This window comes from Pseudomonas simiae, assembly GCF_000934565.1.
GTDB classification, from domain to species: Bacteria; Pseudomonadota; Gammaproteobacteria; order Pseudomonadales; family Pseudomonadaceae; genus Aquipseudomonas; species Aquipseudomonas simiae.
Window position 1 is genome coordinate 1,822,543 of sequence record NZ_CP010896.1, and the last position, 18,695, is coordinate 1,841,237.

Sequence of the window (18,695 nt, forward strand, 5' to 3'; positions counted from 1 at the left end):
TTCAGTCCCAGGATTTCCAGGGAGCTTTGCCAGACTGCCAAAGATCTTCCAGGTAGTGTTTGTCACGCAGCGTATCCATAGGTTGCCAGAACCCCGGGTGTTCGTAGGCCATGAGTTGGCCCTCGGCTGCAAGCTTCATCAGCGGCTCTTGTTCCCAGGTTGTGCTGTCGTCCTCCAGGTACTGGAGAACCGTGGGGCTCAAGACGAAGAAGCCGCCGTTGATCAGCGCGCCATCTCCTTTGGGTTTTTCCTTGAAGTTCAGCACTTGGCCTTTCTGGATATCCAGTGCGCCAAAACGGCCGGGGGGGAACGTTGCGGTGAGCGTTGCCGCCTTGCCATGTGCCTTGTGAAAGGCCAGGGTCGCGCTGATATCAAGATCGCTGACACCATCGCCATAAGTGAAGCAAAAGGCTTCTTCGTCCTTGACGTAGTCGGCGACACGACGCAGGCGACCGCCAGTCATGGACTCGTCGCCAGTATCGACCAGGGTGATGTTCCAGTCTTCAGCACGTTGGTCGTGCACTTTCATGGTGTTGTCGCGCATGTTGAACGTGACGTCGGACATGTGCAGGAAGTAGTTGGCAAAATACTCCTTGATCACATAGCCCTTGTAGCCGCAGCAGATAATGAAGTCATTGATGCCATGCGCGGAGTACATCTTCAGGATGTGCCAGAGGATGGGTTTGCCGCCGATCTCGACCATGGGTTTGGGGCGCACGCTGGTTTCTTCGCTTAGCCGTGTTCCCAGGCCACCGGCCAAAATAACTGCTTTCATGCTGTCTCCGGGTCAATTCGAGCTTACAAAGGCATCAGAATGGAAATGTTTGAGGGGCAGGCCAGCCTGTGTCAGCATCTCGCGCGCCGTATGGATCATGGCTTCAGAGCCACAGGCATAGACCGAGGTATCGGCCAGGTCAAGGTTTTCTGCAAGGACGGCCTGTTGAACGTATCCGGTGGCGCCTGGCCAGTGTTTACCCGCGCGTGAAAGCACGGGGCGGTAAGTCATGCCCAGCGTCGGGAAGTCAGGGAGCCAGTACAAGTCGTTTTCCGTACGCCCCCCCCAATAAACGTAAACGCGCTTGCCGATGAGGGGTTCGGATGTACTCGCCAAGGCTTCGAGCATGGCCTTTACGGGGGCGATCCCGGTACCTGTCGCCATGAACACCAAGTTTGTAGTGCTGGCGTTACGCAGGCAGAAGGTGCCAAGTGGGCCTTCCAGCCTCAGCAGGTCATTGACTTGGGCTTCACCAAACCAATACTGGCTCATCACTCCATCAGGTACTTGGCGGATATGCAGTTCGAGCTTGGCATCCTCGCGTACGGCGTTGGCAATCGAATAACTGCGGCGCACACCGTCTTTGCCTATGACGTCGATGTACTGCCCAGGAAGGTAGAACAGCGCGCTTTTGGGCGGTGTCCTGAGGACGACCCGTACCACGTCGTCCGCTAGGCGCTCCAGTGTATCGAGGCGGCAAGGCATGGTTTTGATCTGGATGTCGGCCAGCAAGCCCAAGTCTTCGATATCCAGTTCAACATCAGTCAACGCTGCTCGGCAGCACGTCAGGATGGCGCCGTTGGCACGCTCTTCGTCCGTAAGGGCGAGTTCTGGTTGCATCACCTCTGTATCACCCTGGAGCACGTTGGCCTTGCAGACGCCGCAACGACCGGTACGGCAGCTGTATTCCAGTACGGTACCTTGTGACTTTGCACACTCCAGAAGGCTTTTGCCGGATTCACCCGTGAATGACTTGTGGTTCGACAGCGTGACAATAGACATGCGTCAGGCACCACGCTCAACGTTGACGTCACAAGGATTCAATTCATCCCCTGACATGTGGGGAGCGGTGCACCTCTGCCCGAAGCTTTTGATACCCATGTACGTTTACATCTCCTGTCGTCATTACGCCGAACGTCATACCGCATTCAACGCGCAGACTACACCCCTGATGAGGGGCATTTTTAGTAGAGTTCAAAGCGGATAGAAGCAACCAGCGCTAACGCCCCACCGTTGAATCGCATACATAACAAACGGCAACATCGCAGTGAGTTGCCGTGTATTTAATAGTGAACGACCCGATGAGGCTTGCACTGTGTCGACCGGCGTTTAAGTTCGCATTGCGGCCGGGCTGCCCATAAGTGGCGGCAATTCTACCTGTTTGGGACCTTAACTGGAAATGCAGGATGGACGAGGCCTGAGCAGGCCGTCTCACTGGCCTTGCGGGTTGCGGTCATACTCTGTAACCCACCCGTTTTTGACTCCTACCCAACATCACCTAAGTTTGGGAGGCAGCTTAGGAAAGCTGCTTTTCCCTCATCGATGTCATGGAGCGTCACCAATGCAAAACACCTACATCTGCGCCCTTATCTTCGCGTTTCTCACCAGCATCTCCGCTACGACCACCGCAGCCCCTTCCATCAAGCCCGAAGCCCCAACCCCTATCGCCACTCAGATGTCCAAGGCCGAGCAATCCGCCAAGGTCAACCTGAACGCCGCCGATGCCGAAACCCTGCGCCGTGATCTCTTCGGCATCGGGGCTGCCAAGGCCAGGGCGATCGTTGCGTATCGCGAAAGCAATGGGCCGTTCACGGCGGTAGATGAGTTGTTGGAAGTGAAGGGGATTGGTAAGGCTTTGCTGGAGAAGAACCGCGAAAGGCTGGTGATCAATTAAGTCAGGCGAGAAAGCCGGTCACTGACCGGCTTTTTCACGCGTTGAAACCTGGGTTTTCAAACGCGCGCGCACAACCTCCAAGATTCGCATAGCCAATGCCGGATCTTCGACACTCCTGGCGAGCACCAATGCTCCGACCAGCGTCGACATCATCACCAGGCTTTGTTCATCACTCCGTCCATCCGCTAAAGCCGTATCAATCTGCTTTAGCCGCGCGTCGAGTACTGCGTCCGTTGTTGTACTGTGCTGGCCCCTTAGGCCGAGTTCGGAGGACATGGTAGGCAGTGGGCAGCCTTGGTCCGGAGACGTCATGTGCCATTTCGAGAGGTAACTGTCGATAAAGGCTTCCAGCGGCCGCTCCTGGCTGAACAGCATTTCGCAATGAGCATCCAGCTCTGCCGCAGCCGCCTGCAGCGCCTTCTCCACCAACTCATCCTTGGATTTGAAGTGCGCATAAAACCCACCATGCGTCAGGTTCAGCGCCTTCATCAATGGCTGTAAACCAGTCGCGCCGATGCCGTCGCGTCGAAAGCGTACGGAGGCTTCCTTGATGATACGTTGATGGGTCTGGGCTTTGTGGTCGGGTGAGTAACGCATGGGACGGCCTCAGTGACAGGTTGGCATTCTAACCAACTTGAATCTTTTTACACATCTGCACGTTGGCATGAAACGTGATTACCTAAACGTAAAAGATTGTTCAACAATCGTGAGGTGACCATGACGCTCAGCTTGTCGTTAGCCGACCAGATTGCCTTGGAGCTTCGCGCTGACATCATCGGTGGGCGGCTGCTACCAGGCATGCCGTTGATCGAAGTGGAGCTGGTGAAAGCCTATAACGCATCGCGCAATACCATCCGTGAAGCGTTGCACCGTTTAGGGCAAGAAGGCTTGACCCGTTATGTGCGCAACAAGGGGGTTATGGTGCGGCGGCTGGAGTGTGAGGAAGTGCGTGACTTATTTGTCGTTCGTCGCACCCTGGAACTGCAGGCCATCGCCCAGAGTGGTCCTCTGACAGAAGCCCAATCCGAACGCATGCAAAACGCCATCGACGCCACCACCCTGGCCCGTGAGCGCGAAGACTGGCGGGCGGTCGCCACCCACAGCCTGATGTTTCATCAGCAGATCGTAGGGTTGATGCGCAGCCCTTTGTTCGATGAGTTTTTTGCCCAGGTCATCGCCCAGTTGCGTCTGGTGTTCTGCGCTGCGCCTGATGAGCAACGCTTCCAATCGCCGTGGTTGGAGCGTGATCGTGAGATTTACACGTTATTGGTCCAGCAGGATAAACCGGCGGCAGGGGAGGCGATGAGCCTGTACCTGGATGACTCGGAACGCGTGTCCCTGGCCCTGTTCAACCATCCCTGATCGAGGATCTGCACCATGTACAAAGACTATCCGGCCGCTTATCAGGTCAGTAAAGGTTCGGCGCTGCAGGTCGATGCGGCGTTTTACGAGCGCATTCGTGATCGAAAAGATCAACGGCGCTTGATTGAGGCGTTTGAGGTGCCGATTCGCACGGGCAGGGCGTGGAAGGTGCCGGCCGGGCATGTATTCCGTGTGACCACGCCAGTCGGTCCGCAGGTGGGGGATTTCAACGTGTGGAACGCCAATGACCCCCGCGAGCGTTTGTGGGCGGCGCGTACGCGTCAGTTGCAGGGCGCGCATGTCAGCACTCATGACCGGCTGTGGTCGAACCTGCCATTTCTGCGGCCTTTGGTGACGATCACCGATGACAGCCTGGCCGGTTACGGCATCGATGAGCACGGCGGGCGTCTGCATGACTTGCTCGGTACGCGTTGCGATCCCTATGTGAACCGCATGCTCACCGGCGAAGACTTTCACCACCATTGCCATTCGAACCTGACCCGTGCAGTTTTGCCCCACGGTCTGACGGAATTCGACGTGCATGACGTGCTGAATATTTTCCAGTGCACGGGCCTCAATCACGACGATATGTACTTCATGAAAGCCTGCCCGGCGCAGAAGGGCGATTACCTGGAGTTTTTTGCCGAGATTGATTTGTTGTGCGCGCTGTCGACGTGCCCGGGTGGGGATCTGTCGTTGCCGATGTGGGGGCCGGATGCACAGGACCCGCTGACGGTATGCCGCCCGCTGGGGGTTGAGGTCTATACGTTGGAGGATGAGCTTCTGAGCGGTTGGAGTCAGCCCGAACGTGCTGCCTATAAGGGGCAGCACGGGTTGCATATTGCCAAGGCGTCCTGGGAATAGCCCAAGGTTCAGCGATCCTGCGCGTCCTTGGCATCCGCCTGGGCATTGCGCTCGGCCACGCGCTTGCGTTGTTCGTCGGTGAGTTCGACTTTGTTGGCGCTGTCGCGCAGCATCATCAGCCCACCGACGATCGACCCGATCGCAACTACCATAATCAACCACGCATACCACGGCATAAGGCTCTCCTTGAGGCAGATTGCCGTGGGAGAACTTTCCCACGGGAATAACTGCTTTGAGTGACGGGCTTTCTCACTAGTTCAGTGTAGGCCCGTTCTGCCTCTCAGTAGATCAGAGCCCGGTCAACATCGCATCTGCCGGTGCATCGGCGCGGTCTTGCGCAGTCATCTGGAAGTAGGCGAATCCCACCACCATGAAGCCCAGGAAGATCAGCCCGATCAGCGCGTTGAACCACGCCATGGCTACCAGGCACACCACCGCCAGTACCAGCGCAATACCCGGCACGATCGGGTAGCCTGGTGCGCGAAAGGTGCGTTCCAGCAGCGGTTCGGTCTTACGCAGTTTGAACAGACTGAGCATGCTCATGATGTACATCACAATGGCACCGAACACCGCCATGGTGATCATCGCTGCGGTCAGTGTCATGCCGCCCAGGTTGATCAGGCCATCGCTATAGATAGCCGCGATGCCGACCACGCCACCGGCGATAATTGCGCGGTGGGGTGTCTGAAAACGCGACAGTTTGGCGAGGAAAGACGGCAGGTAACCGGCGCGGGCCAGGGCGAAGAACTGACGCGAGTAGCCGAGGATGATGCCGTGGAAGCTTGCCACCAGGCCGAACAGGCCGATCCACACCAACATGTGCAGCCAGCCTGAGCTGTCGCCGACCACGGTTTTCATGGCTTGCGGCAAGGGGTCGTTGATGTTGGACAGGGTGCGCCAATCACCCACGCCGCCAGCAAAGAACATCACGCCCATGGCCAGGATCACCAGGGTCAGGATGCCGCTGATGTAGGCCTTTGGAATGGTGCGCTTCGGATCTTTCGCTTCTTCAGCAGCCATGGCCGCGCCTTCGATGGCGAGGAAGAACCAGATGGCGAAAGGGATCGCGGCAAACATGCCGGCAATCGCGGGTGCGCCAAAGGTGTCTGAGCCGGCCCAGCCGTTCAGGGCGAAGTTGCTGAAGCTGAATGCAGGTGCGACGACGCCCATGAACACCAGCAACTCGGCGACGGCGAGCACACACACCACCAGTTCAAAGGTGGCGGCGAGTTTGACGCCGAGGATGTTCAGGCCCATGAACACAATATAAGCACCGACGGCCGCGTGTTTCGGATCGAGTGCGGGAAATTGCACATTAAGATAAGCGCCAATGGCCAAGGCGATCGCAGGCGGTGCGAAGACGAATTCGATCAAGGTCGCGAGCCCGGCGATCAAGCCGCCTTTCTCACCAAAGGCACGGCGGCTGTAGGCAAAAGGGCCGCCAGCATGAGGAATGGCGGTGGTCAGTTCAGTGAAACTGAAGATGAAACAGGTGTACATCGCGGCGACCATCAATGAGGTCACCAGAAAGCCCAGGGTCCCTGCGACGCCCCAGCCATAGCTCCAGCCGAAGTATTCACCGGAGATCACCAGCCCGACGGCGATGCCCCACAAGTGCAGGGTGCCTAAAGTGGGTTTGAGTTGTGTGTTCATCGTGTTGCTCTCCCTGAACCGTTTGGAATGATTCAAGGTGTTGCAGCGGACATGCCAGGCTGAGCATCATTGTCGTAAAGCGGAGCAAGTGTCGTGCGTGGGATGGTTTAGTGTTTGAATTTTTCCAGCCTCGCACCAGTTGAGTGCGGTGGGGTTGCAACTGCCGTCATCGCGGGCAAGCCCGGCTCCCACAGGTTGACCGCATACCGATGTGGTAGCCGGGTTTGCCCGCGCTGAGGCCTTCCTAACGGCTAATCCCCCCTGTAAACCCCGCATAAACCCACTCTTTACGCCGTCTTTACGCCCCACCCACCCCCTCGCTCTCGTTCCTTTACACCACTCCTGCGGACAATTGCTCCACACGCGGCACTCGCCGCTAAACGGAGAGACTTCCATGAGCGTTCTGGACGGGGTGTCACTGCTATTGGCCGTGGCGCTGTTCATTTATTTGCTGGTTGCGCTGTTACGCGCGGATCGGACCTAGGAGCAGGCCATGCACAGTTATGACTATTGGCTGATCATTGCCTTCTTTGCGGTGGTGCTGGTGCCGGCTCCGTTCCTGGGGCGGTTCTATTACAAGGTGATGGAAGGGCAGCGCACCTGGCTCACGCCGGTATTCGGCCCGGTGGAGCGCGCCTGTTATCGCCTGTCGGGCGTGGACGAGCATCAGGAACAAAGCTGGCAGAAATACATGCTGGCCTTGCTCGCCTTCAACCTCGCGGGCTTTTTGCTGTTGTTCTCGATCCTGGTGTTCCAGGACTATCTCCCACTGAACCCGCAGAAATTGCCGGGTCAGGAATGGACTTTGGCCTTCAACACCGCGGTCAGTTTCATGACCAACACCAACTGGCAGTCCTACAGCGGTGAAGCGTCCCTGAGCTACCTCAGCCAGATGGCCGGCCTGACCGTGCAGAACTTCGTCAGTGCCGCCACCGGCCTGGCAGTCTTGGTCGCTCTTTGCCGTGGGATTGGTCGCAAATCGGCCCAGACCTTGGGCAACTTCTGGGTTGATATGACCCGTGCCACCCTCTACGGCCTGCTGCCGTTGTGCCTGGTGCTGGCGTTGTTACTGGTGTGGCAGGGCGTTCCGCAAACCTTCGCCCACTATGTCGATGCCGTCACCCTGCAAGGCGTGGATCAAGTGATCCCTCTGGGCCCCGCAGCCAGCCAGATTGCGATCAAGCAATTGGGCACCAATGGCGGTGGCTTCTTTGGTGTCAACTCGGCGCACCCGTTTGAAGACCCGACTGCCTGGGCCAACCTGTTCGAAGTGGCATCGATCATCCTGATCCCGGTGGCGCTGGTGTTCACCTTCGGCCACTACGTCAAAGACCTGCGCCAAAGCCGCGCAATCCTCGGCTGCATGCTGGCGCTGTTCCTGATCGGCGGCGCGACCTCGTTGTGGTCTGAATACCAGCCCAATCCGACCCTGAACAACCCAGCCGTGGAGCAGACCGCTCCATTGGAAGGTAAGGAAGCACGCTTCGGCACCACCGGTACGGTGTTGTGGTCGGTGACAACCACCGCGGCGTCCAACGGTTCGGTCAACGGCATGCAGGACAGCCTCAGCCCCCTCAGCGGCATGGTTGCGCTGGTCAACATGATGGTGGGCGAGGTGATCTTCGGCGGCGTCGGCGCCGGTATGTACGGCATGTTGCTCAACGTGTTGATCGCCGTGTTTCTCGCCGGTCTGATGATCGGTCGCACCCCGGAATACCTGGGCAAGAAGTTGCAGGCCAAGGAAGTGCAATTGCTGGTGGTGACCTTGCTGGTGATGCCGGTAGGTGTGCTGGTACTCGGTGCCATCGCCGCTAGCCTGCCAGGCCCGGCCGGTGCCATCAGTAACCCCGGCCCCCACGGTTTCAGCCAATTGCTCTATGCCTACACCTCGGCCAGTGCCAACAACGGTTCGGCGTTCGGCGGCTTCAGCGCCAACACCCCGTTCCACAACCTGATGCTGGGCTTGGGTATGTTGATCGGCCGCTTCGGCTACATCCTCCCGGTACTGGCCCTGGCCGGCAGCCTGGCGATGAAGAAGACCGCACCGATCGGCCAGAACAGCTTCCCGACGCATGGCCCGCTGTTCGTGACCCTGTTGACCGTGACCATTTTGCTGGTGGGCGGCCTGAGCTTCCTGCCGACGCTGGCACTGGGCCCTATTGCTGAACACATGAGCATGGGCTTCTAAGGGGATATGAAAATGAATATGCCTGCAAAAAACGCGGCTCCGGTGCAAACCCAGGAACCCGCCAAAACCGCCATCTCCGCCCTGTGGCGCCCGGCGCTGGTCCAGGCTTTCGTCAAGCTGGATCCCCGCCAACTGCAACGCTCGCCGGTGATGCTGGTGGTCGAACTGACCGCGATCCTCACCACCGTGTTGTGCTTCGTGCCCGATACCACCGTGCCAACCTATGTCGCCGTGCAGATCGCGGTGTGGCTGTGGTTCACCGTGCTGTTCGCCAACTTCGCCGAAGCCTTGGCCGAAGGGCGTGGCAAGGCGCGTGCCGACAGCCTCAAGGCCGGCAGCGAAGGCCTGAGCGCTCGCCGCAAGGAGGCCGATGGCAGCTTCAAGGTCGTGCCGGCCACCAGCCTGCGCAAAGGCGATGTAGTGCGCGTCGCCGCCGGGGAAATGATCCCCGGTGACGGCGAAGTCATCGAAGGGATTGCGGCGGTCAATGAAGCCGCGATCACCGGTGAGTCCGCACCGGTGATCCGCGAGTCCGGCGGCGACCGTTCGGCCGTCACCGGTAACACCCGGCTGGTGTCGGACTGGCTGTTGATCCGCATCACCGCCAACCCTGGTGAGTCGACCCTCGACCGCATGATCGCCCTGGTGGAAGGTGCCAAACGCCAGAAAACCCCTAACGAAGTCGCGCTGGATATCCTGCTGATCGGCCTGACCCTGATTTTCCTGCTGGTGGTGGTGACCCTGCAGCCGTTCGCCCATTTCGCCAGCGGCAGCTTGCCCCTGGTGTTCCTGGTCGCACTGCTGGTGACGCTGATTCCTACGACCATCGGCGGCTTGTTGTCGGCCATCGGTATTGCCGGCATGGACCGCCTGGTGCGCCTCAATGTGATCGCCAAGTCCGGCCGTGCCGTGGAAGCGGCAGGTGACGTGCACGTGTTGCTGCTGGACAAGACCGGCACCATCACCTTCGGTAACCGTCGGTGTGCGGCGGTAGTCGCGGCGCCTGGCGTCAGCGGCAAGGAAGTGGCCGAGGGCGCGTTGTTTGCCTCCCTGGCGGATGACACTGCGGAAGGCAAATCCATCGTCGAATACCTGCGCGCCTTGCACCCTCAGGCCGAACCTTCTGCGGATGAGCTGACCGCCGTGCCGTTCAGCGCGGAAACCCGGTTGTCCGGTGTCGACTACCAGGGTCGTGTGTTCCGCAAAGGCGCGGTGGATTCGCTGTTGGCGTTTATCGGTCAGCCACGCCGCGACTTGCAACCGGCACTGTCGCGGGAAATCGACAAGATTGCCCAAAGCGGCGGCACCCCGTTGCTGGTGTGTGCTGATGGCAAGTTGCTCGGTGCGATCCACCTCAAAGACGTGGTCAAGCCCGGCATCCGTGAGCGTTTCGCCGAGCTGCGCAAACTGGGCATTCGCACCGTGATGGTCACCGGCGACAACCCGCTGACCGCCGCTGCGATTGCTGCTGAAGCGGGCGTGGACGACGTGCTGGCCGAAGCCACGCCGGAGAAAAAACTCGCGCGCATTCGCCATGAACAAAACGACGGTCGCCTGGTGGCAATGTGCGGCGACGGTGCCAACGATGCCCCGGCGCTGGCCCAGGCCGACGTCGGCATGGCAATGAATGACGGCACCCAGGCCGCTCGCGAAGCCGCCAACATGGTCGACCTCGACAGTGACCCGACCAAACTGTTGGATGTGGTGCAGATCGGCAAGGAATTGCTGGTGACCCGTGGCGCGCTGACCACCTTTTCCATCGCCAACGACGTGGCCAAGTACTTCGCGATCCTGCCGGCACTGTTCGCCTCGATCTATCCGCAACTGGGCGCGCTCAACGTGATGCACCTGCAAAGCCCACAGAGCGCGATTCTCTCGGCCATCGTGTTCAACGCGTTGATCATTGTGGTGCTGATTCCATTGGCGCTGCGCGGTGTGCGTGTGCAAGCGGCGAGTGCGGCGGCGCTGCTGCGTCGCAACCTGCTGATCTACGGGGTGGGCGGGATCCTTGTGCCGTTCGTGGGGATCAAGGCGATCGACATGCTACTGACTGCGTTGCACCTGGTTTGACCCGAATCCTGCGGGTACCCGATGGGTGCCCACAGGTTGCAATGACCGAATTGAGGAATCCCAAATGTCCAACATGATCCGTCCGGCCCTGAGCCTGCTGGTGCTCATGACCCTGATCACTGGCGTCGCCTACCCACTGGTGGTGACCGGCGTCGCCCAGGTCGCTTTCCCGGACCAGGCCAATGGCAGCCTGGTGCGCGACGACAGTGGCAAGGTGCGCGGCTCCAGCCTGATCGCCCAGGATTTTACCGGCGACAGCTGGTTCCACCCACGTCCATCGGCCGGCGCTTTCGCGACGGTTTCCAGCAGTGCCAGTAACCTTGGCCCCAGCAACCCGGCGCTGGCGACGCGCATTTTTGATGACGCGAACAAGCAGTGGGTGCGCAGCCAAGGGCCGGTGCCTTTGGCATCGCTGACTACCTCTGGCAGCGGTCTTGATCCACACTTGCCACCGCAGGCGATTGCCTATCAACTGGCGCGGGTGGCGGCGGCGCGGAATGTGCCGGTGTCGACCCTGCAGCGGTTGCTCGATGAGCATATCGAAAGCCCGCTGGTGGGCCCGCCGGTGGTGAACGTGCTGGCGCTGAACATGGCGCTGGAAAAACTCTGAACCTCCTGTGGGTGCGGGCTTGCTCGCGAAAGCGATGTATCAGCCAATGTATTTGTTACTGATAGACCGCTTTCGCGAGCAAGCCCGCTCCCACATTGGATCTTCAGTGGGCCCGAATACTTGAATACCTGAAGGAACCCCCAAGCATGAGCGACTCCGGCCGCGCCGATGCCCTGCTAGCCGATCTGCCCCGGGACGGCCGTGGCCGACTCAAAGTATTCCTCGGTGCTGCACCCGGTGTGGGCAAGACCTACGCCATGCTCCAGGCCGCGCACACCCAGCTGCGCCAAGGCGTGAAGTTGATCGCTGGTGTGGTCGAAACCCACGGCCGCGCCGAGACCGAAGCCTTGCTCAGCGGCTTACCGCAGCAACCCTTGCTGCGCAGCGAATACCGCGGCGTGATGCTCGAAGAAATGGACCTCGACGGCCTGCTTGCCGCCAAGCCCAGGCTGGTGCTGGTGGACGAACTGGCCCACAGCAACGCGCCCGGCAGTCGCCATGAAAAGCGCTGGCAAGACATCCAGGAATTGCTCGCTGCCGGCATCAACGTATTCACCACGGTCAACGTCCAGCACCTGGAGAGCCTCAATGACCAGGTACGCGGCATTACCGGCGTGCAGGTGCGCGAAACCCTGCCGGACTGGGTGTTGCAAGAGGCCGACGAACTGCTGCTGATCGACCTGCCGTCCCGCGAGCTGCTGGAGCGTCTGCGCGACGGCAAGGTCTACGTGCCGGAGCAGGCCCGCGCGGCCATCGATGCGTTTTTCACCCAGACCAACCTCATGGCCTTGCGTGAGCTGGCGATGCAAACCGCCGCCGCCCACGTCGATGACGATTTGGCCCAAGGCTATCGCCAGCTCGGCCAGGCCGCGCCGGCGGTGCGCGGTCGCCTGCTGGTGGGGGTGGATGGTGATGCGCAGGCCGAGCGCCTGGTGCGCCATGCCAGCCGCGTCGCGCAGCGTCGACATTTGCCGTGGACCCTGGTGCATATCGATAACGGCCGCCCGCGGGACGAGCAGTTTCGCTTGCGCTTGCAGAATGCCCAGCAACTGGCCGAGCGTCTGGGGGGCGAGGTGGTGTTGCTGCGGGCGGGGGAGGTGGCCAAAACCCTGATCCAGCACGCCGCCGAGCGCCGTGCCAGCCTGGTGCTGGTCGGCCAGTCACGAATGCGTTGGCGTCGCCGACTGTTCGGTGGTGGCCTGGCCGCGCGTTTGCTGCGTAATGCGCGTGGCTTGGAAATCAACGTGCTCGACAGCGATGATATCCCGGCACCGCCAAGGTTGCCCGATGTGCGTGGGCTGGTGTGGTTCGACTATGCGCTGGCGGTCGTGGCGACGGTGGTGGCGGCGGCGGTGGCGTGGGCAGTGTCCAGCGTCCTGCCGCTGCCGAATATCTCGCTGGTGTTTCTCGCCGCTGTGTTGCTGGTGGCGGTGCGCAGCAGCCTGGGTCCATCGCTGGTGTGCGCGGCGTTGTCGTTCCTGACCTATGACTTTCTGTTCATTCCGCCGAATTTTTCTTTCTCGATCCAACGCGAAGAGGACGTGCTGACCCTGTTGTTCTTCCTGTTGATGGCGGCGTTGACCGGCAACCTGGCCGCGCGTCAACGCCGGCAGTTGCAGGCGTTGCGCGATACCCAGGAAGAAACCAGCGAACTGCTCGACCTGTCACGCAAACTCACCGCTGCTACTGATCGTCAGGCGGTGGTCAGCGCCGCTGCGCATCACTTGGAAGGCTGGAGCGACCTGGACCTGTGCCTGGTCAATCGCGATGGGCAGGGTGGTTGGACGATCGAGACCGGCGGCCCGCTGACGCTCACCGAAGCCGAGCGCGCCGCGGCTGATTGGGCTTGGCAACATGACCAGCCGGCGGGCATGGGCACCGGTACCTTGCCGTTCGGGCGTTGGTGGTGGTGGCCGTTGTCGGGCGAGGAGGGCCCGCTGGGGTTGCTGGGCGTCAGTCCCAAGCCTGGACTGGAGTTAAGTGGGCAACGCCGTCGCTTGCTCACCGCCTTGAGCCAACCGCTGGCCCAGGCTTTGGCGCGGGCGCAACTGGCCCAGGAGTTGGAGTCTGCCAGGCTGCACGGTGAGACCGAGCAACTGCGCAGTGCCTTGCTGGCGTCGGTGTCCCACGATCTGCGCACGCCCTTGACCTCTATGCGCGGCAGCATCGATAGCCTGCTGGCGCTCGGTGAGGCCATTCCATTGGAGGACCGCCGCGAGTTGCTCGAAGGCACACGTGATGAGGCCGAACGTCTCGATAGGTACATCCAAAACTTGCTGGACATGACGCGCCTCGGCCACGGCGCGTTGAAACTGGCGCGGGATTGGGTGTCGCCGGGCGATATTGTCGGCAGCGCCCTGGGCCGCCTGCGTGCGGTGCTGGCACCGTTAAAGGTGAGTACCGACGTGCCCGCTGAGTTGCCATTGTTGTATGTGCACGCCGCGTTGATCGAACAAGCGCTGGTCAATGTGTTGGAAAACGCCGCGCGCTTTTCGCCGCCGCAAGGCCGCTTGCAGTTGAGTGCCGGCGTGTCGGATAACCAGTTGTTTTTCGCCGTGGCCGATGAAGGACCGGGTATTCCCGAGGAGGAGCGCGCAAAGATTTTCGACATGTTCTACACCGCCGCCCGAGGCGATCGCGGCGGGCAGGGCACAGGACTGGGCCTGGCGATCTGTCAGGGCATGGTCGGTGCCCATGGTGGGCATATCAGCGTGGCCGACGGGATCGACGGGCGTGGCACCTGCATCACCTTGTTCCTGCCTTTGCCGACACAACCTGGCCTGGAACGCGAGGCATGAGCTACCCTGTTTTCTTCACGGATTTTGATGGGACACCATGAGCCAGACCGCGACGATTTTGGTCATTGATGACGAGCCGCAGATCCGCAAATTCCTGCGCATCAGCCTGGCCTCCCAGGGCTACAAAGTGATAGAGGCCGGCACCGGCAACGAAGGTCTGGCCCAGGCGGCGCTGAGCAAGCCGGACTTGCTCGTGCTCGACCTTGGCCTGCCGGACATGGACGGGCAGCAGGTGCTGCGCGAGTTTCGCGAGTGGTCGACGGTGCCGGTGTTGGTGCTGTCGGTGCGGGCCAGTGAAGGGCAAAAGGTCGAGGCGCTTGACGGCGGAGCCAATGATTACGTGACCAAACCCTTTGGCATCCAGGAGTTTCTCGCCCGGGTGCGCGCGCTGCTGCGTCAGGCTCCAGCGGGGGAAGCCCAGGAAGCGGCCTTGCGTTTTGGTCCGCTGACCGTGGATCTGGCCTATCGCCGTGTGCTCCTGGACGGTGCCGAAGTGGCGCTGACCCGCAAGGAATACGCGGTGCTGGCCCAATTGGCGCGGCATCCGGGGCGAGTGATTACCCAGCAGCAATTGCTCAAGGATATCTGGGGGCCGACCCATACCGAAGACAGCCACTATCTGCGGATCGTGGTGGGGCATCTGCGGCAGAAGTTGGCGGATGATCCTACACAGCCACGGTTTATCGTGACTGAGGCGGGGGTGGGTTACCGGTTGCTGAGTGCCTAGATTTTTGGCGTCTGGCAGGGCCTCTTCGCGAGCAAGCCCGCTCCCACACTTGAACGAGTTCCGCCTTTGAAATGCGGTCGAATGTGGGAGCGGGCTTGCTCGCGAAGAGGCTATCAGCAGCACCACAGGTTTCAACTCTGCTCACTCTCATACCGATCCAGCGTATCGCTGGCAATCTCCCGACCCAGCGCGATCAACTCCGGCGCCTTGTAAAACTCGAAAAAACGACACACCCGTTTCGGCACGTTGATCAACACGTCAGGCGGGTAGCCAGCAATCTTGTACTGCGCCAGCGACGTCTGCATCACCTCGAAGCTCTGGTTGATCAAGTCGAGGAGCGATGCCGGGCCGACGTTATCGATGATAAATGACCCGGTCGCTGACTTTGGTGCGCCGGGTTTTTCCGGTGCGGCGGCGGGTTGCTGGGATTCCGGCTCGGCGGAGTCCAGCCAAGGGTTGATCTCCGCCGCCTGCGCTTCCAATGCCTCTTGCTCCAGCTTCATCAATTGTTCGGCCTGCTTGCGCCGGAACGGCAAGTGCGAACCGAGTGATTTCGCCAGGTTGTTGAAGCGACTCTTGAAGGCGGGCGGGCGCTGGATCACTGGCAATTGGTAGTGCTTCTGGTTGGTGGCGTTGAGGTTGACCGCGATGATCAAGTCGCAATGGCTCGACACCACCGGCACGATGGGCAGTGGGTTGAGCAGGCCGCCGTCCACCAGCATGCGGTTGCCCTGCATCACCGGGGTGAACAGGCTGGGAATCGCCGCCGAGGCGCGCATGGCCTGGTGCAGGCAGCCTTCCTGGAACCAGATTTCCTGCTGGTTGGTCAGGTCGGTGGCGACGGCGGTGTAGGGGATGCGCAGTTCTTCGATATTGATCTCGCCGACGATCTTGCGGATCTGGCCGAAGACCTTCTCACCGCGAATCGCGCCCAGGCGAAAACTCACGTCCACCAGGCGCAGTACGTCGAGATAATCGAGGCTTTCAATCCAGTTCCGATAGTCATCCAGCTTGCCGGCGGCGTAGATCCCGCCCACGACGGCACCCATGGAGCACCCGGCGATACAGGCGATGTCATAGCCGCGCCGTTCGATCTCTTCGATCACGCCGATGTGGGCGTAACCACGAGCCCCGCCGGAGCCCAGCACCAAGGCAACACGTTTTTTCATGGTCCATGTCCTCCCCAAGGCAGGGTCCCACAATGCACCCATTGAGGGGGCGGCTTCAATCTTCGCAGGCGACCTGCGATATTTTTCCAGAATAGCCACGGTGCTCGGGTATGCTCTGGTATGTAGGTACTATCGATTTCAGGCTAGGGACAGGCACTTTTCCATGTAGGCAACGTCTACAACGTACGACTGTTTTTTCTTTTTGAGGTGTCATCAATGAAAGCCTGGATGTGTGTACCTGTGATCATGCTGGCCCTGGCCGGTTGTGCTGGTAAGACCGCATACCGCGACAGCTGCGGCAGCCAATTGGACGCTGCCTGGAAAGAGCTGGATCTTGCCAAGGCTGAAGGCTTTGCTGGCACGGTGAGCTACTCTAAAGCGCTATCGTTATTGACGGGCGCCAAGACCCAGCAACAATTTGAAGCGTTTGAAGGCTGCTCCAACAAGGCCGAGAAAGCGCGGTTCTATATTCGTGAGTCTCGCGCCGGGCGTTGACCTGCAGCAGCGAGTAGGACTTTTCATCTGGAAGTGAGGGCAGGATGTCAGCTTTGGTCGATCAGCTAGTTGCTCAGGTCATTGGCCTGGAAGTAGGGTTACTGAGCTGCCAGGCTCGCCTCGCCGCCGTTACCGACGATGAAGCCCTGCATGACCTGCGCACCACCGTGCGCCGTCTGCGCAGCCTGTTGCGCCCCTTGCGCGGGTTGCCGGGGGTGGAACAGCTTGAGTTGGCCGCCAGCACCGTCGGCCAACTGACGACGCCGCTACGCGACCGCGAGGTGCTGGCGGCGTATTTGCACCAACACGGTCATCACGAGGCCGCCAACCGACGCTTGCGTCTGCAACCTGAGGCCTATCGCCAGGTGGCGAAAAGCCCTGAGCTTGCGCATTTGCTGCTGATCCTGGATGCCTTTCCGCGTTTTATCCGTGCTTCTGAACATCAGAAATTGCTCAAAGGCCTGCGCCCGCGCATTGAAAAACGTCTGGCCAAGCAATGGCAGCAACTCGGTAAGGCCTTGAAAGACCCTGACCATGACCGGCACCGCCTGCGGTTGTTGATCAAGCGGGTGCGCTATGCCGCCGAAGCCTATCCCGAATTGGATAAGTTGCCTGCCAACGCGATGTCACGTCTGAAAAACGCGCAGGGCGCTTTAGGGGATTGGCATGATTGCTGGCAATGGCTGGCCCAGGCTGAGCAGCAGGTGGACTTGCGACCTTGTGTTGCGGTCTGGCAGCGCACCATGGCCAAGGCTGAAGGGCAGGCGGACCGCGTGCTGGAAAAACTCAGCGCCGATTGTTTCTGAACCGGTCCGGCTTTTGGCCGGAATAGGCGCTGTACCTGGCTAGCCCGATGGTTAAGATCGCTCATCTGTTCCTGTTGATGTGAGACCGCCATGCGCTTTAGTGATTTACTCGACGCTGCCCGCAGCAACCCGCTGGATGTCATTATCCCTGCCGAATGGGCCCAGGGCCGCGCGACCTTTGGTGGCCTGGTGGCCGCATTGCAATACGAAGCGCTGCGTGCCCAGGTGCCCGCCGAGCGTCCGCTACGGTCGCTGGCCATCACCTTTGTCGGCCCTGTAGCGCCGGACGTTCCTGCCAGTTACCAAGTCGAAGTGTTGCGCGAAGGCAAGGCCGTCAGCCAATTGCTTGGCCGTGTGGTGCAGAACGGTGAAGTGGCGACATTGGTACAGGCCAGTTTCGGTGCGTCCCGTGAGTCGGAAATTGCTGTCGAGAGCGCAGCGCCACCGGTGTTCAAACATTGGGATGAATGCCAGGAGCTGCCCTACATCAAGGGCGTCACCCCCGAATTCATGCGCCACCTGGCGATGCGCTGGAGTGTCGGCGGCTTACCCTTCACCGGCAATAAATCCCGTTACATGGGCGGTTGGGTTCGCTTACGCGGAGATGTCAAAGAAGAGCCACTGACTGAAGCGCATATCCTCGCCCTGGTCGATGCCTGGCCTCCGGCTTTGCTGCCGCACCTGAAAAAGCCGGCACCCGGCAGCACCCTGACTTGGACCATCGAATTTATCCAGCCCTTGCAGGATCTGACGACCCTCAATTGGTGCCAGTACCACGTCACCATCGAGCACGCCCGCGACGGCTACGGCCACGCCGCCGCCGCCCTTTGGAGCCCGAGCGGCGAGTTGATCGCCATCAGCCGCCAGACCGTAGTGGTCTTTGCCTGACCTCAATGCCGGTGGCGTTGTCGCCAGGCGCGCCACCAGCCACCACTTAGGACAAAACGCGGAAAGGTCACGAACTGCTCGACCACCAGTCGCTGCACCGCATCTTTACGATCACTGAACGGCTCACTGGCCTCGGCTTCCAGGCTATGGCCATGACGCTGCAACGCCAAACCGGCCAGGATCCCGACCACACCCACGGCGAAACTGGCCAGACTCAGGCTGAAAACCCCGGACACGATCAACAGAAACCCGATGATGAACAGCGGCACGGCAATCAGGTGCAACGCCAGATTGGTCGGGTGCTGATGGTTCTGCGGGTAGTTACGCCATTGCCAGGCGGGAAGGTTGGGGTGACGTTTGCCCATGGTGGTGAATCCTCTGTCCGTTGAAATGGCA

19 protein-coding genes are annotated in these 18,695 nt (G+C 60.4%); 12 read left to right on the top strand and 7 right to left on the bottom strand.

From position 1 onward, the window contains the following. Position 1 precedes the first annotated feature (1 nt). Together rfbF and PF1751_RS08280 are read right to left on the bottom strand one after the other, a co-directional pair. Complete coding sequence (gene rfbF / locus PF1751_RS08275; RefSeq protein ID WP_010211927.1) at positions 2–775, bottom strand: glucose-1-phosphate cytidylyltransferase; 774 nt, start codon at positions 773–775, stop codon at positions 2–4. Positions 776–787: 12 nt separating this feature from the next. Then, a complete protein-coding gene (locus tag PF1751_RS08280; RefSeq protein WP_010211926.1) occupies positions 788–1,777 on the bottom strand; it encodes an FAD-binding oxidoreductase in 990 nt (329 codons plus the stop codon). A 559-nt stretch (positions 1,778–2,336) separates the two neighbouring features. On the opposite strand from PF1751_RS08280, the gene PF1751_RS08285 reads away from it, so the two are divergent. Further along, complete coding sequence (locus tag PF1751_RS08285) at positions 2,337–2,669, top strand: ComEA family DNA-binding protein (RefSeq protein ID WP_010211925.1); 333 nt, start codon at positions 2,337–2,339, stop codon at positions 2,667–2,669. 18 nt (positions 2,670–2,687) lie between these two features. Here PF1751_RS08285 and PF1751_RS08290 read toward each other — a convergent pair whose 3' ends face one another. Further along, positions 2,688–3,266, bottom strand: a complete 579-nt coding sequence (locus PF1751_RS08290; RefSeq protein ID WP_010211924.1) for a TetR/AcrR family transcriptional regulator — start codon at positions 3,264–3,266, stop codon at positions 2,688–2,690. Positions 3,267–3,386: 120 nt separating this feature from the next. Here PF1751_RS08290 and PF1751_RS08295 point away from each other — a divergent pair, with 120 nt between their 5' ends. Next, positions 3,387–4,031, top strand: coding sequence for a GntR family transcriptional regulator (locus PF1751_RS08295; RefSeq protein WP_029529202.1), 645 nt, complete (start codon positions 3,387–3,389; stop codon positions 4,029–4,031). 15 nt (positions 4,032–4,046) lie between these two features. Further along, positions 4,047–4,895 (top strand): urea carboxylase-associated family protein, encoded by an 849-nt coding sequence (locus PF1751_RS08300; protein WP_010211920.1) that lies wholly within the window; start codon positions 4,047–4,049, stop codon positions 4,893–4,895. Positions 4,896–4,903: 8 nt separating this feature from the next. On the opposite strand, the gene PF1751_RS28235 is transcribed toward PF1751_RS08300, so the two are convergent. Further along, on the bottom strand, positions 4,904–5,071 hold the full coding sequence (locus PF1751_RS28235; RefSeq protein WP_003172675.1) for a DUF2897 family protein: 168 nt from the start codon (positions 5,069–5,071) through the stop codon (positions 4,904–4,906). 112 nt (positions 5,072–5,183) lie between these two features. After that, positions 5,184–6,548 (bottom strand): ethanolamine permease, encoded by a 1,365-nt coding sequence (eat, locus tag PF1751_RS08305; protein ID WP_010211919.1) that lies wholly within the window; start codon positions 6,546–6,548, stop codon positions 5,184–5,186. Between the two features lie 394 nt (positions 6,549–6,942). Here eat and kdpF point away from each other — a divergent pair, with 394 nt between their 5' ends. From kdpF to PF1751_RS08335, 6 genes are all read left to right on the top strand, one after another. Beyond that, positions 6,943–7,032, top strand: coding sequence for a K(+)-transporting ATPase subunit F (kdpF, locus tag PF1751_RS08310; RefSeq protein ID WP_010211917.1), 90 nt, complete (start codon positions 6,943–6,945; stop codon positions 7,030–7,032). Between the two features lie 9 nt (positions 7,033–7,041). Continuing rightward, positions 7,042–8,736, top strand: coding sequence for a potassium-transporting ATPase subunit KdpA (gene kdpA / locus PF1751_RS08315; protein WP_044286849.1), 1,695 nt, complete (start codon positions 7,042–7,044; stop codon positions 8,734–8,736). Positions 8,737–8,748: 12 nt separating this feature from the next. Further along, positions 8,749–10,806 carry a potassium-transporting ATPase subunit KdpB gene (kdpB, locus tag PF1751_RS08320; RefSeq protein ID WP_010211913.1) on the top strand — a complete coding sequence of 686 codons (2,058 nt, stop codon included), beginning with the start codon at positions 8,749–8,751 and terminating at the stop codon, positions 10,804–10,806. 64 nt (positions 10,807–10,870) lie between these two features. Further along, complete coding sequence (gene kdpC, locus PF1751_RS08325; protein ID WP_010211912.1) at positions 10,871–11,416, top strand: potassium-transporting ATPase subunit KdpC; 546 nt, start codon at positions 10,871–10,873, stop codon at positions 11,414–11,416. A gap of 146 nt (positions 11,417–11,562) precedes the next feature. Beyond that, on the top strand, positions 11,563–14,214 hold the full coding sequence (locus PF1751_RS08330; protein ID WP_044286850.1) for a sensor histidine kinase: 2,652 nt from the start codon (positions 11,563–11,565) through the stop codon (positions 14,212–14,214). A 37-nt stretch (positions 14,215–14,251) separates the two neighbouring features. Further along, positions 14,252–14,941, top strand: coding sequence for a response regulator (locus PF1751_RS08335; protein ID WP_010211910.1), 690 nt, complete (start codon positions 14,252–14,254; stop codon positions 14,939–14,941). Between the two features lie 131 nt (positions 14,942–15,072). Here PF1751_RS08335 and PF1751_RS08340 read toward each other — a convergent pair whose 3' ends face one another. Then, on the bottom strand, positions 15,073–16,110 hold the full coding sequence (locus PF1751_RS08340; RefSeq protein ID WP_010211909.1) for a patatin-like phospholipase family protein: 1,038 nt from the start codon (positions 16,108–16,110) through the stop codon (positions 15,073–15,075). A gap of 216 nt (positions 16,111–16,326) precedes the next feature. Here PF1751_RS08340 and PF1751_RS08345 point away from each other — a divergent pair, with 216 nt between their 5' ends. The 3 genes from PF1751_RS08345 (at position 16,327) to PF1751_RS08355 (ending at position 18,299) form a co-directional block, all read left to right on the top strand. Then, positions 16,327–16,605, top strand: a complete 279-nt coding sequence (locus tag PF1751_RS08345; protein WP_003172685.1) for a hypothetical protein — start codon at positions 16,327–16,329, stop codon at positions 16,603–16,605. 44 nt (positions 16,606–16,649) lie between these two features. Next, a complete protein-coding gene (locus PF1751_RS08350) occupies positions 16,650–17,411 on the top strand; it encodes a CHAD domain-containing protein (protein ID WP_044286851.1) in 762 nt (253 codons plus the stop codon). Positions 17,412–17,501: 90 nt separating this feature from the next. After that, complete coding sequence (locus tag PF1751_RS08355) at positions 17,502–18,299, top strand: acyl-CoA thioesterase (protein ID WP_044286852.1); 798 nt, start codon at positions 17,502–17,504, stop codon at positions 18,297–18,299. 2 nt (positions 18,300–18,301) lie between these two features. Here the strand turns inward: PF1751_RS08355 and PF1751_RS08360 are convergent, their stop codons facing one another. Next, positions 18,302–18,664, bottom strand: a complete 363-nt coding sequence (locus PF1751_RS08360; RefSeq protein ID WP_010211905.1) for an Mpo1-like protein — start codon at positions 18,662–18,664, stop codon at positions 18,302–18,304. Positions 18,665–18,695 lie beyond the last annotated feature (31 nt).